This window comes from Kitasatospora purpeofusca, assembly GCF_000718025.1.
GTDB classification, from domain to species: Bacteria; Actinomycetota; Actinomycetes; order Streptomycetales; family Streptomycetaceae; genus Kitasatospora; species Kitasatospora purpeofusca.
In genome coordinates, this window is the sequence record NZ_JODS01000052.1 from 22,601 (window position 1) to 37,651 (window position 15,051).

Below are 15,051 nucleotides of genomic sequence, written 5' to 3' on the forward strand. Positions count from 1 at the left end.
GAGTCTAGGAAGCGCCCGGCGAGCGCGTCAATCGGCCGGACCCCGGAATCCGGCCCACCGGCCGGTTCACCACGGGGCGCAACGGTCGCGCAACACGCCCGCCACAGTGCGGCCCGCGCCCCCTGACCGCCCCCGGGCCACCCCCGCGACACTCCCGCCGCTCAGCCCGCCAGGCCGTGCCCGGCCAGTCGGCGGCGCAGCCCGGCGAGTTCGCGCCGGACCAGCGGCGGCAGCCCGTCCACCCCGCCACCGGCCGCGGCGAGCACCGGCCCGAGCAGGTCGGCGGCGGCCCTCGGGTCCTGGGCGAGCAGGTGGCAGTCGGCCACCCGGACGGTGAACAGCAGGCGAGCGGACGGCAGTTGGTCGGGGGCGAGCAGGGCCAGCGCGGTCTCGGCGGCGTCGACGGCGCGGCGGGCCAGCCGGGGGTCGTCGACGGCGGCGGCCGCGTCGCGCAGGGCGGCGGCGGCCCCGGCCTCGACCCGCAGCCGCATCGAGGCGATGGAGAGCCAGGCGGCGTCGGACTCGTCGTGGACGCCGATGTGGTCGAGGTGGAGCCGGGAGCGGCCGAGGTGGCGGACGGTGGCGCGGACGTCGCCGGTCATGGCGTGGGCGCGGGCCTGGGCGATCTGGCCCATGGCGCCGGCCCAGTGCCGGGCGGGGGCCACCCGGGAGATCTCGCGGGCGTAGCCGAGGGCGGCCTCCGGGTCGCCGTCGAGGCGGGCGAGGAAGCTCATGTCGCTGAGCGCGGCCACCTGGGTGGCGTGGTCCCCGGCGAGTTCGGCCCAGCCGAGGGCGCGGGTGAAGCAGGCCATCGCGGTGGCGTTGCGGCCGTCCTGCATCCGCAGGGCGCCGGCGGCGTGGGCGTACTCGCCGGCGAGCCGGGCCAGCGGGCGGCGGTCGGGACCGGCCGGGTGGGCGGCGAGGCGGCGCAGCACGACCCGCAGGGTGTCCTCGACGGCCGCGGTGCCGGGGGCGGTGGGGCTGTCGCCGGCCCGCAGGTGGGCGGCGAGCAGGCCGGCCAGGGCGTGGGCGGTGTCGGGGTCGACCGGGGCGGCGGTGTCGGGGTCGGCGGCGCGGAACGCGGTGTGCAGGGCGGCCAGGTCGGGCGCGGCGGGGACGGCGCAGCCGGCGGCGTCGTGGAGGGGGCAGAGCAGCCCGTAGTCGGGGAGGCGGTCGGGCAGGTGGGCGGCGAGGCCGGCGGGCAGCACGGGGGCGAGGGCGGCGACGGGCGGGCCGGGCAGCGGGGGGCGGGTCCAGTCCCCGGGGGCGGGGGCCGCCAGGGCTTCGGCGGCGACAGAGGCGACGGCGGAGGCGGGGACGGCGGCCGAGGCCGGGCCCTCCTCGGCGAGGCGGCAGGCGGCGCGCAGTTCGCCGCCGGCGTGCAGCAGGTCGTCGAGGCGGTCGGCGATCCGGGGGCTGGTGCGGCGGGTGCCGTGCTCCAGTTTGCTGACGGCGGTGTGGTCGTAGCCGATCTCGGCGCCGAGCTGGGCCTGGGTCAGTCCGGCGCGGCGGCGCCACTGGCGCAGCCGCAGACCGAAGGCCTGCCAGAGGTGGTCCTCGACGGGCGTGGTCGCCGCCCGGTTGCGGTGCACGGGGCTGCCCTCCCGAGTGCGTTCCGGGCCCTCCGGTGGGAGAGGTCCGCTGAGGAGGACGGTACTGGACGAGGACCCCCGCCGTACATGATGTGGTCTCAACCACTTCCGCGCTCTGGTCTCAACCTCTCCACAGGATGGTCTCAACCTCTCCTCTCCATTGGTCTCTACCTCATGGACCACCGGTCTCGACCTCTCCGAGCACTCCGACCTGCTCGGACGCCTTTCCTACCGTCAGCTCCCGTGCTCCGAAGGCTCCTTGACGCACGCGGACAGCACTTGACGGAACTTGCCAACCCCCCGTTCCGCGCGTCCAGCCCGTTGACCGTGCCATGACGGCGTGTGAGGGTTCCGGCACCCGAGCGCGGACGCCCACAGATCCAGTCCCCCCAGCGTCCTGCGGTGAGCGCCCCTCCGGCGCACCGTCCGCGGTCGGGCACCCCCACGTTCGAGGAGCCTCGGAATGAAACGCAGATTGCTGACGGCGGGGACCACCCTGACCGTCCTGGCCGGCATGCTGACCGCCACCGCGGTCGGACAGGCCGGCGCCGCCGCGGGTGCGGCCGCGCCGACACCCCCCAGCGCGCTCGCCGCCGCCGTGAACGCCGCCGACCAGGCGGCCGCGGCCGGCCTGGACGCCCTGGCCAAGGGCCCCGGCGAGACCTACGAGCGCCAGTCCGTGACCCCCTGGCTGGGCGGTCTCTACTCGGTCGCCTACGAGCGCAGCTACAAGGGCCTGCCGGTGGTCGGCGGCGACGCCGTCGTGATCGCCGACGGTCAGGGCAAGGTGCACGGCTCCCAGTCCGCCAACACCGGCGCGATAGGCGTGCCCACCACCGCCCTGATCAGCGCCGCCAACGCGGAGCGCACCGCCCGCACCAAGCTGGCCACCGTGGACGGCGTGCAGTCCCGCCGGCTGGTCGTCCGGGTCAAGGACGGCACCGGGCGGCTCGCCTGGGAGACCGTGCTCACCGGCCGCACCGCGAGCGCCCCGAGCACGTTGCACGTCTTCGTCGACGCCCGCAACGGCGAGGTCGTCGACAGCTACGACGACGTCCGGGCCGGGACCGTCAACAGCAAGTGGAACGGCCCGGCGCCGGTCACCATCAGCACCACGGGCTCGGGCAGCAGCTACTCGCTGCGCGACCCGAGCCGGCCCGGCCTGACCTGCGCCGACAACGCGACCGGCCAGGTGTTCACCAAGTCCTCGGACTCCTGGGGCAACGGCAGCCCCACCAGCAAGGAGACCGGCTGCGGCGACGTCATGTTCGCGGCGCAGAAGGAATGGGACATGCTCAAGGACTGGTTGGGCCGCAACGGCCACAACGGTACCGGGGGCAGCTGGCCGGTCAAGGTCGGTCTCAACGACGTCAACGCCTACTGGGACGGCTCCTCGGTCTCCATCGGCCACAACAACGCCAACGAGTGGATCTCCTCGATCGACGTCGTCGGCCACGAGTTCGGCCACGGCATCGACCAGTACACCCCCGGCGGCGCCAACAACGAGAACGGCCTGGGCGAGGGCACCGGCGACATCTTCGGCGCGCTCACCGAGGCGTACGCCAACGAGCCCTCCCCGTACGACAGTCCGGACTACACCGTCGGCGAGATGATCAACCTGGTCGGCCGCGGCCCGATCCGCAACATGGCCAACCCCTCGCTCGTCAACGGCGACCCGAACTGTTACTCCTCCTCGATCCCGAGCACGGAGGTGCACGCGGCCGCCGGCCCGCTGAACCACTGGTTCTACCTGCTCGCCGAGGGCTCCAACCCGGGCGGCGGCAAGCCCACCAGCCCGACGTGCAACAGCTCCGCGGTCACCGGCGTCGGCATCAAGGACGCGGGCCGGGTCTTCTACGGCGGCATGCTGCTCAAGACCAGCGGCATGACCTACAAGAAGTACCGGACCACCACCCTGACCGCGGCCAAGAGCCTCGACCCCTCCTGCAACCTGTTCAACCGCACCAAGGCGGCCTGGGACGCGGTCAGCGTGCCCGCCCAGACCGGTGACCCGAAGTGCGACGGCCCGACCGGGCCGGAGTTCTCGATCGGCACCAACCCGACCGCCGGCAGCGTCCAGGCCGGCTCCTCGGCCACCACGACGGTCGTCACCCAGGTGACCCAGGGCGGCGCCCAGACCGTCAACCTCACCGCCTCCGGCGCCCCGAGCGGCGCGAGCGTCAGCTTCAACCCGGCCTCGATCCAGTCCGGGACGAACGCGACGATGACGGTCTCCACCAGCGCCACCACCGCGCCCGGAAGCTACGTGATCACGGTCACCGGTACCGGCCAGACCACCCACACCGCTCAGTACACGCTGACGGTCGGCGGCGGCGGCCCCACCGGGCAGGCGCCCGACATCAGCGTCGCCAACGTGCAGGCGCACCTGGCCCAGCTCAACACCATCGCCTCGCAGAACGGCGGCAACCGCCGTACCGGCACCGCCGGTTACAGCCAGTCGCTGGCCTATGTGAAGGCCAAGCTGGTCGCCGCCGGCTACCAGGTCAGCGAGCAGACCTGCGGCTCCTGCACCTACACCGCCAACAACCTCATCGCCGACTGGCCGGGCGGCCCCGCCGACCAGGTCACCATGTTCGGCGCGCACCTGGACGGCGTCAGCGCCGGCCCGGGCATCAACGACAACGGCTCCGGCTCGTCCGTCCTGCTGGAGACCGCGCTCGCGCTGGCCCAGCAGAACCCCACCATGACCCGCCACGTGCGCTTCGCCTGGTGGACCGGTGAGGAGCAGGGCCTGCAGGGCTCGCAGTACTACGTGAGCCAGCTGGGCTCCACCCAGCGCAGCGCCATCAAGGGCTACTACAACTTCGACATGGTCGGCTCGCCCAACGCCGGCTACTTCATCAACAACGTCAACTCCGCCACCTCGGCGCCGATGAAGGCCTACTGGGACTCGCTGAACCTCCAGCCGGAGGAGAACGTCGAGGGCCAGGGCCGCTCGGACGACGCCTCGTTCCAGTCCGCCGGCATCCCGACCTCGGGCTACGCGGCGGGCGCCAGCGCCACCAAGACCGCCAACCAGGCGGCGAAGTGGGGCGGCACCGCGAACCGGGCGTACGACTCCTGCTACCACTCCGCCTGCGACACCACCAGCAACATCAACGCCACCATGCTGGACCGCAGCGCCGACGGCGTCGCCTACACGCTGTGGAAGACCTCGGTCGGCAGCGGCCCGGTGCCCAGCAACGACTTCTCGGTCAACGTCAACCCGGCCACCGGAAGCGTCAAGCCGGGCGAGTCGACCAGCGCCACGGTGAACACCGCGACCACCTCCGGCACCGCCCAGACCGTGAACCTCACGGTCACCGGCGCGCCGGCCGGTGTGACCGCCACCGTCAGCCCCGCCTCGGTGCAGTCGGGCGGCTCCGCGACGCTGAACATCTCGGTCGCCGCGTCGGTCCCCGCCACGACCTACAACCTGGTCGTGACCGGTACCGGTTCGGTCTCCCACTCCAGCAGCTACTCGCTGGTGGTCACCTCCGACCCGGGCCCGGGCAACGGCACCTGGGCGGCGGGCACCACCTACAAGGCGGGTGACACCGTCACCTACAACGGAATCAGCTACCGGTGCCTCCAGGGCCACACGGCCCAGGTGGGCTGGGAGCCCCCGATCGTCCCGGCCCTCTGGCAGGCGATCTGAGCGGACCGGATCGTCTCCGGGACGGGATGAAAAAGGCGGTGCCGCGGTTCGTCGAGGGGGACGGACCGCGGCACCGCCGCTTGTGCGCGCACGCCCGGACGGCAGCCGGGCGTGCGCGCTCAGGCGCAGGAGGGCTCACCCTCGATCGCGGCCTCGGCCGTCAGCAGGTAGCGCCCGTTGGGCTGGCCGAGCTTGGGGCCGCTGATCCGCAGCAGGGTGGCGCCGGCGGCGGTCTCCCTGCCGTAGCAGCTGTCGCCGACCACCCCGGTCCGGCGGGGCGTCCAGCCCCGGGCCGGCAGCTCGGCCGCGTAGTACGCGTGGACCGGGGCCATGGTGTCCGGGTAGCCGTAGGTGAGTCCGGCGGTCAGCATGTTCTCGCCGTCGCCGTCGACGCACTCGGCGTCCGGCTCGGGGCCGTCGACCGGCCGCGAGCCTGCGGGGGCAAGGGCGAGTTCGTCCAGGTGCTGGAGGGCGGTGAGCCGCGGCTGCTGCCCGCCGCAGCGGTCGGCGCCGGGGAGGACGCCGCACCCGGCGGCCGCGAGGGGGGCGAGCACGGCGAGGACCGCGGTGGCGGCCAGGGTCCGGCGGGGGGCGGTCACGGGGACTCCGGTTCGTGGGCGGGGCGGAGAGGGCGGGGCGGAGAGGGAGGGACGGAGAGGGCGGGACGGCGCACGCCGGAGCGTACGCCGTCCCCGTCTCTCAGCGGAGGCCTACCAGAGCACCCCCACGTCGTAGTAGTAGCGGCCGTAGGCCCGCAGGTTGTACATCAGGCCGTAGAGGCCGTACCAGACGTACGAGACGAACATCATCCGCCAGCCGCCCCAGCTGCTGGCGAAGTTCCGGGCGACCGAGTTGTTGTGCTTGTCGATGTCGGTGTCGCACCGCCCGCTGCGCGGGCACTTCTCACCGTACTCGTGCGCGTCGCCGATCCGCTTGGCCGCGTAGTAGCCGAAGAAGAAGGTCAGCGCGGACTGCCACATGAAGTGCCGGGTGGCGTTGTTGCGGGCGCCGCCGCCGGTCATCTTCAGCGCGATGCCGGAGATGGTGGTCGCGAACGCGCAGCCCCAGATGCCGAGCCGGCCGCAGGCCTTGGCCTCCTCGTAGTGGCGGCGCCAGTCGAAGCGGCCGTCCAGGTCGTAGCGGTTGAGCGGGTCGCCGTGGGTGTACTCGTAGGCGTTGGCGTTGCCGCCCGCCACCGGGTCGGTGGACAGGAAGCGGCCGGTGGCCGGGTTGTACAGGCGCACGCCCATCAGGGTCAGGCCGCTCGGGGTCTCGTCCGAGCGGACCTGGCCGCCGAGCCAGCCGTAGCGCACGGCGGGCTGGCCGGCGCGCGGGTTGCCGTACTCGTCGTGGTCGAGCACGGTCGGCGCGACGGCGGTGTCCAGCGGGAGCCGCAGCGCGACGTCGCCGTGCAGGTTGGTGAGCTGCAGCACGGTGCTGGTGGCACCGGTCCGCGCGGTGGTCGCCGCCAGCTCGCCGCCCGGTCCCGCGACGTTGCGGGTGACGTTGCCGGCCGCGTCCTCGGTGATCCAGCGCGGGCCGTCGCCGTCGTTGGCGAAGTGGTTGACGCGGGCGGCGGTGGCCGTCCAGGTTCCGGCGCTGTTGGTCTCGGCGGTCCAGGCGCGGTGGCGCTGGTTGGCGTCGAGGGTCCAGGTCTGCCGGGAGGCGCCGGTGGTCTGCTGCTGCACCAGGTCGCTCGCGAAGTACGCCAGGGCGGTGCCGGGCAGCGTGGTGGTGCGCCCGAACGCGTCGTAGGCGTAGCCGGCGTCCAGCAGGCGGTCCCCGCTGTCGTAGGCCGACGTCCGGGTGGTGGCGCCCGCCGTGGTGCAGGCCAGGCCGCGGGCGGCGGTGGCGGTGGCGAGGGCGGTCCGGTTGGTGTTCCGGTCGAAGGTGTAGGCCCGGTTGACGCACACCGCGTCGACCGAGGTGTCCTGCACGTTGACCAGCCGGCCGGCGCCGTCGTAGCCGAAGGTCTGGGCCGCGGTCACACCGGGCGTGCCGGTGTGGGTGGCCCACTGGCCGTGGACGGTCTCGGTGATGCCGTCGACCATGACGACGGTGCCGTCGGCGTCCTTGGTGTAGGTGCGGTTGACGGCCGCGCCGGACGGGTCCTGGCCCACCGTCAGGGTGTACCCGCCGGGCAGGCCCTGGGTGGCGAGGGCGCCGTTCGCGTCGTAACGGGCGGTGAAGGTGCCGGCCACCGAGTCGGTGACCGAGGTGAGGGTGCCGCGCGGGTCGACGGCCGTGTCGTAGCCGTAGGTGGTGGTGGACGGCACGCTGTCGGTGGTCTTCACCGGCCGGTTCAGCGCGTCGTACTCGGTGGTGGTGACCCCGCCGTCGGCGTCGGTGTACGAGACCAGGCGGCCGAGCGCGTCGTAGGCCTGGCTGATCGTGCCGCCGGTGGCGGAGGTCTGCCGGGTGACCTTGCCGTTGGCCGGGTCGTAGCTGACCGTCACGGCCGGCACGGTGGCGCCGACTCCGCCGGTGACGCTGGTGGAGGCGGCGCGACCGGCCGCGTCCGGGGTGATGACGGTGGTGCGGGTGGAGCCGTTGGCCGTCTCGTCGGTCTGCGCGATCTGGCCGAACAGGCCGTACTGGACCGTCTTGGTCACGGTCTGCGCCGGGTTGGAGCCGCCGCCGGTGATGTCGCCCGCCGGGGCGGTGCGGCAGAGCATGTCGGCCCACTCCGGGCGGCCGGCGCAGGGGCCGGTGCCGGTGGCGGTCCAGTAGGTGGTGAGGGTGGTGCCGGCGTCCGAGCCGGTCGAGGCGGGCAGCGAGGTGGAGACGGTGCGGCCCTTGGCGTCGTAGCCGGTGACGGTGGTGAGCGCGAGGCCCCCGGCGTCCTGGACCGTGCGGGTCGGCAGGCCGAGCGCCCAGTCGAAGCCGGTGGTGTCCCTGCGCTGCTCGGTGAAGACGTCCGGCCAGGCGCGCAGCCAGCCGCCGGTCACCGTGGTGGTGACCTGGTCCCTGACCTTGGCGGTGCCGTCGGTCGGGCGGCCCTCGTCGTAGGTCTTCGTCGTCCGGGTGCGGGCGACGACCTGGCTGCCGCCGTTGGCGACGACGGCCGCCCCCGAGACGGCGTCGGTGGCCAGGGTGACGCGGTGCAGCGGGCCCTGGGCCTCGGTCTCGCGCTGGCCGTCGGCGCTGTACACCGTGGTGGTGGACAGCAGGGCGGCGCGCTCGGCGGAGGGCAGGGTGTCGATGCCGAGGTCGGCGAGCTTCGCCTGGGCGCCGGTGCCGGAGCCGAGGGCGAGTTCACGGTTGGCGGCGGTCAGGCTGCGGACCTGGTTGCCCCAGCGGTCGAACTCGGTGGTGGTGATCCGGTGCCCGGGGGCGGCGGAGTTCACCTGCTGCCCGGAGGCGTTCAGGTAGCCGATGACGGCGCGGTTGTAGTCGCCCGCGCCGAGGTCGGCCCCGTTGGCGGAGGCGGGGACCTGGTCGGGCGGGAACACCGCGGTGCCGTCGGTGGGCAGGTCGGTCTGGCCCCAGCCGGCGACCGCGGCGGCCGAGAGGTTCTCGGGTGCCTTGGTGCCGGTCAGCGGGACGCCGTAGACGTAGCTGGTCGTCGCCGTGCCGTTGACGGTGGCGGTGGTGCCCTGGGCCAGCGTGCTGGTCCACACCTTGGTCAGCATGCCCTCGCCGGCCGCGGCGGTGCCGGGGACGTTGCCGTACGCCATGTGGTAGCCGCCGGTGACGCCCGGGGGCAGCACCGCGTCCAGGGCGCCGGCCGCGCCGCCGCCGGTCACGTAGTCGTACCGGGTGGTGGAGGAGGTACCCAGGCGCGGGTCCCAGGCCAGGCGCAGCGCACCGGTGCTGTCGTAGCGGTAGGCCGCGACGTCGGTGGCGGTGGCGTTGGCGGCGCCGGGCGCGGTGGCCCAGAGCTTGATGCCGCTGACCTGGCCGGCGAAGTCGCCGAAGGTCGCCGGGTCGGTGGTGCCGGTGGCGGTGGTGGCGGCGCCGTAGACCAGCTGCAGGAGGCGGCAGCCCTTGGCCGTCGGGTCGGCCGAGCAGGTGGCGGCCGGGACGGCGGTGGTCGGGGCGATCAGCATCCGCGGGCGGGTCAGCGTCTTCCCGCCGACCGTGACCGTCTCGTTGACGATGCTGCTGGTGGTGTCGGACAGGCCGTCCATCAGGCTGGTGGCGACCGTCCAGGTGGTGGCGGCGGGGTCGGCCTTGGCGAAGGTGAGGACGGCGCCGTCGGTGTCGGAGAGGGTGAAGTCCCCGGAGGCGAAGGAGCCCTTGAGGGTCAGGTGCTCGCTGCCGGGCTCCGGCACCCAGCCGTTGCCGGCCGCGTTGGCGGTGTAGCCGACCGAGGTGCCGTCGCCGGCGGCCAGGTCGAGCGAGGTCGCCGAGGTCCGGCGGATCTCGGTGAACCCGGTGCCGAGCGAGTCGGCGCCGACGCCGGACAGCCAGCCCGGGCCGAAGATCGCGGCCCGGCCGGTCTGGTTGGCGGCCGCGTACGGGTCGCGGGAGGAGTGGGTGCGGCTGACCGTCATGCCGAAGAACGACGCGTCGGTGGTGCTGACGGTGAGGTCGCCGGTGAGCATGTTGACGGTGCCGGGTCCGGCCTGGGTGGTGGTGGCGCCGTCGGCCTTGCGGTCGACGACCACGTGCACCGGCTCGGCCGAGACGGCGGCGCCGTTGGGGCCGGTGAAGTCGGCGCGCAGCTGGACCGGGCCGTCCGGGTTGACGGTGGCGGCGGCGTTCCAGACCAGGGCGGGGCTCTTGCCGGCGGTCAGCGCGACCGGCCAGGCGGTGAGCGGGGTGCCGGCGTTGGTGACGTCGGCGGCCGGGACGGTGGTCCAGGCGTCGGCGTCGGAGCGGCGCCAGGAGAAGGCCACCGCGGTGTACTTGGCGCCGTCGGCCTCGGCCGCGAGCGGGACGCGGGCGGCGGTGCGGGTGGCCTCGTTCGGCGCGGTGACGCCGCCGGCCCCGACCTGGAAGGTGTAGGAGAGGGCCTCGGACTTGTTCTCGGCCCGGTCGGTGGCCCGGACCTGGAGGGTGTTGGTGCCCGCCTTGGCCGGGGTGACGGTCAGCGCGACCGGCCCGGTGGCGCCGTTGGTGGCGACCTCGGTCCAGGTGGTGCCGTCGAGCGACCACTCCAGGCCGCTCTGGTCGCCGCTCGGCGGGGTGACGGTGAAGACACCGCTCTGGCCCGCGCCCTTGACCCACTGCCCGGACGGGTAGTCGGTCGAGGTGATCGCGGTCGGCGCGGAGGGCGCCGAGGTGTCGACGGTGAAGTAGGCCCAGGCCGACCAGTTGTTGTTGTAGTGCAGGCCGTCGTAGGGCGAGGTGCGGAACCGGTACGTCTTGCCGTTGGCCAGCAGCCCGGCCGGGACGGTCACCGAGGCGGGCTGACCGCTCGGCACGTACGGGGACACCAGGACATTGCCGACCTGCGCGTTGGTGACGTTGTCGAAGATCTGGAAGGTGCCGTCGACCTTGTCGTTGTTGGGGTCGACGAAGGTGTCGCGCAGCGTCGGCGTGGTCGAGTTGACCCACCAGGTGCCGGCGGTGTCCTTGTAGAACGGCGAACCGGCCTGCTGGTCGGTGCCGGTGCGCGGACGGTAGTTGTACGTCACCGACAGCTTGGGGACGTTGCTCGCGGCGTTGGCGGAGTTGACCTCCTTCCAGTACTTGGTGGAGACCTCGTCCGGGGCGCGCAGGCCCATGCCGGAGGTGGTGTTCTTGGCCGAGGTCCAGGTCTGGACGAGGTTGGTGACGTCGGCGTTGATCCAGCCGTCGCCGCCGCAGGCGTCGCGGCCCTTGGTCTCGGTGGAGGTGGCCTTCTTGCTGTTCCAGGCCGGCTGGGCGGTCCAGCGGGAGGCGGTGGAGGCGAGCCCGGTGTCCCAGACCTCCCACGTGTAGGGCAGGCAGTCGCTGTTGCCGGAGTGGAAGTTGTACAGCGACAGGGTCGCCTTGGTGATCAGCGCGTCGGCGATCGGGCCGGTGTTCCAGTTGATGAACGCCCGGGCCTCGCGGGAGCTGCCGTCGGCGTTCTTGGTGCCGGAGTTGCCCCAGTAGATCTCGGTGTCGGCCGACCAGTCGACCGTCTCGCCCTTCTGCACCCGTGCTGCACGACCTCGAGGCCGACCTTGGCCTGGTGGGGGTGCTCGCTGGAGCCGGGCGCGGCGGTGGCGTCCCACATCACCGGTGCGGGCAGCACGGCGCGCTGCTCCCCGGTCTTCCGGTCGGTGAACAGCACGCCGCCGTCCGGCTGCGCCTCGGCCCTCAGGCCCTTGGCGAGCAGCGGCATGGTGTACGAGAAGCCGGCCGCGGCGGGGCGCTGCTTGAGCGTCACGAACTGCTCGAAGCCGGTGCGGGTGGCCTCGACGACGAGGTCGGCGGCGCCGTCGGCGACGGCGTCGCGGTAGGTGGCGCGGGTGCCGTCGAGCTCGGGCTTCGGCAGGCCGCCGAGCCACTGGAGCTCGACCTGCTGGTCGCCGGAACCGAGGGTCACCAGGCTGCGGGCCTGCCGGCCGGCGTCCTGGCCCTCGGCGGCGGCGCCGGCCGCCTGGGCGTCCTTGAGGTTCTTCACCCGCTCGCCGCCGGCCCCGGCCAGGCGCAGGCCGCGGGGGTGCGCCTTGGGCTGGACGGAGCCGTCGGCGGCGGCCTGCAGGGTGAGGTCGACGTCGGTCCACCTGCCGTCGCGCTGGAAGCGGACCGGTCCGGCGAACAGGTCGGTGGTGAGGGTGCCGTCCTTGTCGACCCAGGTGGTCGAGGTCTCGGTGCGCTCGGACAGCGCCTCGACCCGCTTGCCGGAGAGCCTGGCGGCGATCCGGGCGGAGGGCAGGTCGGCGGCGGTGCCGGCGGCGCTGGCGTTGACGTTCGGCTGCTGGGGCCGGGCCGGGTCGGTGGCGGGGGTGGCGAGGGCGGGCTGGGTGCCGGCGAGCAGTGCCACCGCCACCGCCGTCGCAACCGTTCCGCTCAGTGCCCGGAGGACCGCAGGTGATCTGCGGGGAGTGCCACCGGGTATGGCGTGATTCATGGGATCTCCTGACCGGCCGTCATTGGGGACGGCGGAGACGGAGCATAGGGAATTCCAATCGCACGCCAACAGAGTCCCAAATCCCGGTAAAAGGGGCACTCATGATCATTACCAGCTGGTAACGGCGCAATCGTGATCCAGCTCCACAAGGGATTCACCTGGCTTCACCGAACTGACGCCCGGTGTCCGGGCGGTCACGCGGACGGGTCCCACTGACGTAAAGTCAGCGCGGACACCGCGGCCGGACGTCCGACCCGGCCGGGCTTCCCCCAGCCCGCCGCCGACCGAGGAGGAACCCCCGTGACCACCACCGCGAACCCCGGCCCCTCCCCCGCCGTCGCCCCGCCCGTCCCCGAACTGCCGCCCGAGGCCGTCGAGGAGTGGCGCACCGAGGAGGCCGAGCTGATCGAGCTGCTGGCCCGCACCCGGCAGCGCCTCGGCGGCGTCGCCGCGTTCCGGATCGGCCCCCGCCCCACCGTCCTGGTCACCGACCCGGAGGCCGTGCAGCACGTCCTCGGCCGCCACCCCGAGCGGTACGTCAAGCGCTCGCACCGGGCCCGGATGCTCGCCGGCGAGGGCGTGCTGACCGCCACCGGCGAGGCCTGGAAGCGCCAACGGCGGATGCTCCAGGCCCAGTTCACCGGCCCCGGGATGCGCCGCTACGAGCAGCGGATCACCGCCGCCGCCCGCCGCGCCGCCGACCGCTGGGCCGGGTACGCACGCACCGGCGAGCAGATCGACCTGGGCGACGAGATGCGGCACTTCGCTCTCGACACCATCTGGCGGGCGCTCACCGGCCACCCCCTGGACCCGGCCACCGAGCGCGAGCTCGACCGCATCGCCACCGTCGTCGCCGCCCTCCCCCAACTCCCCGACGGCGAGCAGGCCGGCGGGGCCGTCGCCGAGGACCTGGCCCGGATCGACGCGGTGGCGCACGCCGCGATCGCCGCCGCCCGCCGGCACGAGGACGGCCCCGACGGCCCCGGCGTGCTGCGGGTGCTGCTCGACGCGGCCGAGCAGCACCCCGAGTACACCGAGCGGCTGATCCGCGACGAGCTGGTCACCCTGCTCGTCGCCGGACACGAGACCACCGCCACCACCCTCACCTGGCTGTACCTGCTGCTCGACCGCGAGCCCGGTGCCCGCCGGTGGGCCCTCGACGCCGGCCCCGAGGGCTCGCCCGAGCGGCGCGAGGCGGTGCAGGCCCTGGTCTCCGAGACGCTGCGGCTCTACCCGTCCGCCTGGATCCTCCCCCGGCACGCGCTCACCGACGACACCCTGGCCGGCCACCGCGTCGAGGCCGGCACCGACCTGCTGGTCTGCCCCTACCTCACCCACCGCGACCCGGCGCTCTGGCCCGACCCGGAGCGCTTCGACCCGGCCCGCTTCGGCCCGGGCGGCAGCCGCCCCGCACAGCTCGGCGGCTACCTCCCGTTCGGCCTCGGCGCGCGCGCCTGCCTCGGCACCCAGTTCGCGCTGCGCGAGTCCGTCGCGGTGCTCGAACTCCTGCTGCCCGCCTTCACGGTGCGCTTCCTCGACCGGCCCGCCGGGGCGGTCTACAGCATCACCGTCCGCCCGGACGGCCCGACGCCGGTGGTGCTCACGGCGGCGGGCTGAGCGGCGAACGGCCCGGCGGCGCGGCCACCGGCCCGGGCGGCACCGGCGCCGTCACCGGCGCGGGCCGCGGACCGCGCAGCTCCCGGTAGGTCTGGAACACCAGCACCCCGGCCAGCACCGCGCACCCCGCCGCCACCACCGCCCACCAGAGCGGCGACAACGACACCTGGTTGGTCACCAGGTTCGTCGCCACCGCGAACAGTGCCGGACAGACCGCCAGCAGTACCGGCCACAGCCGCGTCCTCATCACGACCCCCCTCTCCTCGGACCGTTCCCGATCGCTCCCGATCGCTCCCGATCACTCCCGAGGGAAACACCGGACACCCCCGGAGACTCGGTCACCGGACCGAATCCCGCCGATCGGCCACCGGGGACCTGTCCGACAAAACCGGTGGCCCGGCACGGCGGCCGCGCACTACGCTCCCGGCCACCACCCCTCCCCTCCCCGCCCCGCCACCGCCCGAACCGGAACCCCCATGACCGACGCCCTGCTCTCCGGGCTCCTCGCCGGCTACGGCATCGCCGTGCCGGTCGGGGCGATCTCCGTCCTGATCGTCACCCTCGCCTCCCGCGTCTCGCTGGCCCGGGGCCTGGCCGCCGCCCTGGGCGTGGCCACCGCCGACGGCCTGTACGCCCTGCTCGCGCTGATCGGCGGCGCGACGCTCGCCCCGCTGCTCGCACCGGCCGCCGGCGCCCTCGAACTCGCCGCCGCGGCCGTCCTCGTCCTCCTCGCCGCGCACGGGCTGCGCGCCACCCTCCGCACCCACCGGGCCGACCGGGACCCGGCCGGCCCCCCGCCGCCGGCGCCGGCCTCCCCCTGGCGCACCTACGCCTCGCTGCTCGGCCTGACCCTCCTCAACCCGCTCACCGTGGTCTACTTCAGCGCCCTGGTGCTCGGCGGCCGCACCGGCCCCGGCAGCCTCGGGCCCGGCCTGGTCTTCGTCCTGGCCGCCTTCGCCGCCTCGGCCAGCTGGCAGGCCCTGCTCGCCACCGGCGGCGCCCTGCTCCGCCGCCTCCTCACCGGCCCCCGCGGCCGACTCCTCACCGGCCTCACCGGCAACCTGGTCGTCCTCGCCCTGGCCGTCCGCCTCGCCCTCCAGCACTGACAGTGATGATGTACGTGGTGACGCTGCTGGCGGGTCTGACCCGAGCACTGACTGACGTTTCGACTGTCCTGTTTGGGATTTGTCGGCCCG

Annotated in this window: 8 protein-coding genes; 3 read left to right on the plus strand and 5 right to left on the minus strand. The window is 74.0% G+C overall.

What is annotated here, in order from left to right:
* Positions 1 to 161 precede the first annotated feature (161 nt).
* Positions 162 to 1,592, minus strand: a complete 1,431-nt coding sequence (locus IF01_RS0139450; RefSeq protein WP_051757143.1) for a helix-turn-helix domain-containing protein — start codon at positions 1,590 to 1,592, stop codon at positions 162 to 164.
* 463 nt (positions 1,593 to 2,055) lie between these two features.
* Between IF01_RS0139450 and IF01_RS0139455 the strand changes: the two genes are divergently transcribed.
* Positions 2,056 to 5,250 carry a M28 family peptidase gene (locus IF01_RS0139455; RefSeq protein ID WP_030398472.1) on the plus strand — a complete coding sequence of 1,065 codons (3,195 nt, stop codon included), beginning with the start codon at positions 2,056 to 2,058 and terminating at the stop codon, positions 5,248 to 5,250.
* Between the two features lie 119 nt (positions 5,251 to 5,369).
* On the opposite strand, the gene IF01_RS0139460 is transcribed toward IF01_RS0139455, so the two are convergent.
* The 3 genes from IF01_RS0139460 to IF01_RS50685 all read right to left on the minus strand — a co-directional run bounded on the left by IF01_RS0139460 (position 5,370) and on the right by IF01_RS50685 (position 12,238).
* Positions 5,370 to 5,849 (minus strand): hypothetical protein, encoded by a 480-nt coding sequence (locus IF01_RS0139460; RefSeq protein WP_030398473.1) that lies wholly within the window; start codon positions 5,847 to 5,849, stop codon positions 5,370 to 5,372.
* A 111-nt stretch (positions 5,850 to 5,960) separates the two neighbouring features.
* Positions 5,961 to 11,276, minus strand: coding sequence for a DNRLRE domain-containing protein (locus IF01_RS51295; protein ID WP_279617296.1), 5,316 nt, complete (start codon positions 11,274 to 11,276; stop codon positions 5,961 to 5,963).
* The gene (locus IF01_RS50685) at positions 11,177 to 12,238 is read right to left on the minus strand and encodes a hypothetical protein (protein ID WP_244215780.1); all 1,062 of its coding nucleotides are present in this window, start codon (positions 12,236 to 12,238) and stop codon (positions 11,177 to 11,179) included. The genes IF01_RS51295 and IF01_RS50685 overlap by 100 nt, the downstream gene beginning before the upstream one ends.
* A gap of 300 nt (positions 12,239 to 12,538) precedes the next feature.
* Between IF01_RS50685 and IF01_RS0139470 the strand changes: the two genes are divergently transcribed.
* On the plus strand, positions 12,539 to 13,855 hold the full coding sequence (locus IF01_RS0139470; protein ID WP_030398474.1) for a cytochrome P450: 1,317 nt from the start codon (positions 12,539 to 12,541) through the stop codon (positions 13,853 to 13,855).
* On the opposite strand, the gene IF01_RS0139475 is transcribed toward IF01_RS0139470, so the two are convergent.
* Positions 13,839 to 14,102 carry a hypothetical protein gene (locus IF01_RS0139475; protein ID WP_030398475.1) on the minus strand — a complete coding sequence of 88 codons (264 nt, stop codon included), beginning with the start codon at positions 14,100 to 14,102 and terminating at the stop codon, positions 13,839 to 13,841. The two genes, IF01_RS0139470 and IF01_RS0139475, sit on opposite strands and share 17 nt — an antisense overlap.
* 229 nt (positions 14,103 to 14,331) lie before the next feature.
* Between IF01_RS0139475 and IF01_RS0139480 the strand changes: the two genes are divergently transcribed.
* Positions 14,332 to 14,961, plus strand: a complete 630-nt coding sequence (locus IF01_RS0139480; protein WP_030398476.1) for a LysE family transporter — start codon at positions 14,332 to 14,334, stop codon at positions 14,959 to 14,961.
* The last annotated feature ends 90 nt before the right edge of the window (positions 14,962 to 15,051 follow it).

Coding starts and splice junctions, on each gene's coding strand:
- IF01_RS0139480 (WP_030398476.1), top strand. CDS start 14,332: ATGACCGACGCCCTGCTCTCCGGGCTCCTCGCCGGCTACGGCATCGCC.
- IF01_RS0139455 (WP_030398472.1), top strand. CDS start 2,056: ATGAAACGCAGATTGCTGACGGCGGGGACCACCCTGACCGTCCTGGCC.
- IF01_RS0139475 (WP_030398475.1), bottom strand. CDS start 14,102: ATGAGGACGCGGCTGTGGCCGGTACTGCTGGCGGTCTGTCCGGCACTG.
- IF01_RS50685 (WP_244215780.1), bottom strand. CDS start 12,238: ATGAATCACGCCATACCCGGTGGCACTCCCCGCAGATCACCTGCGGTC.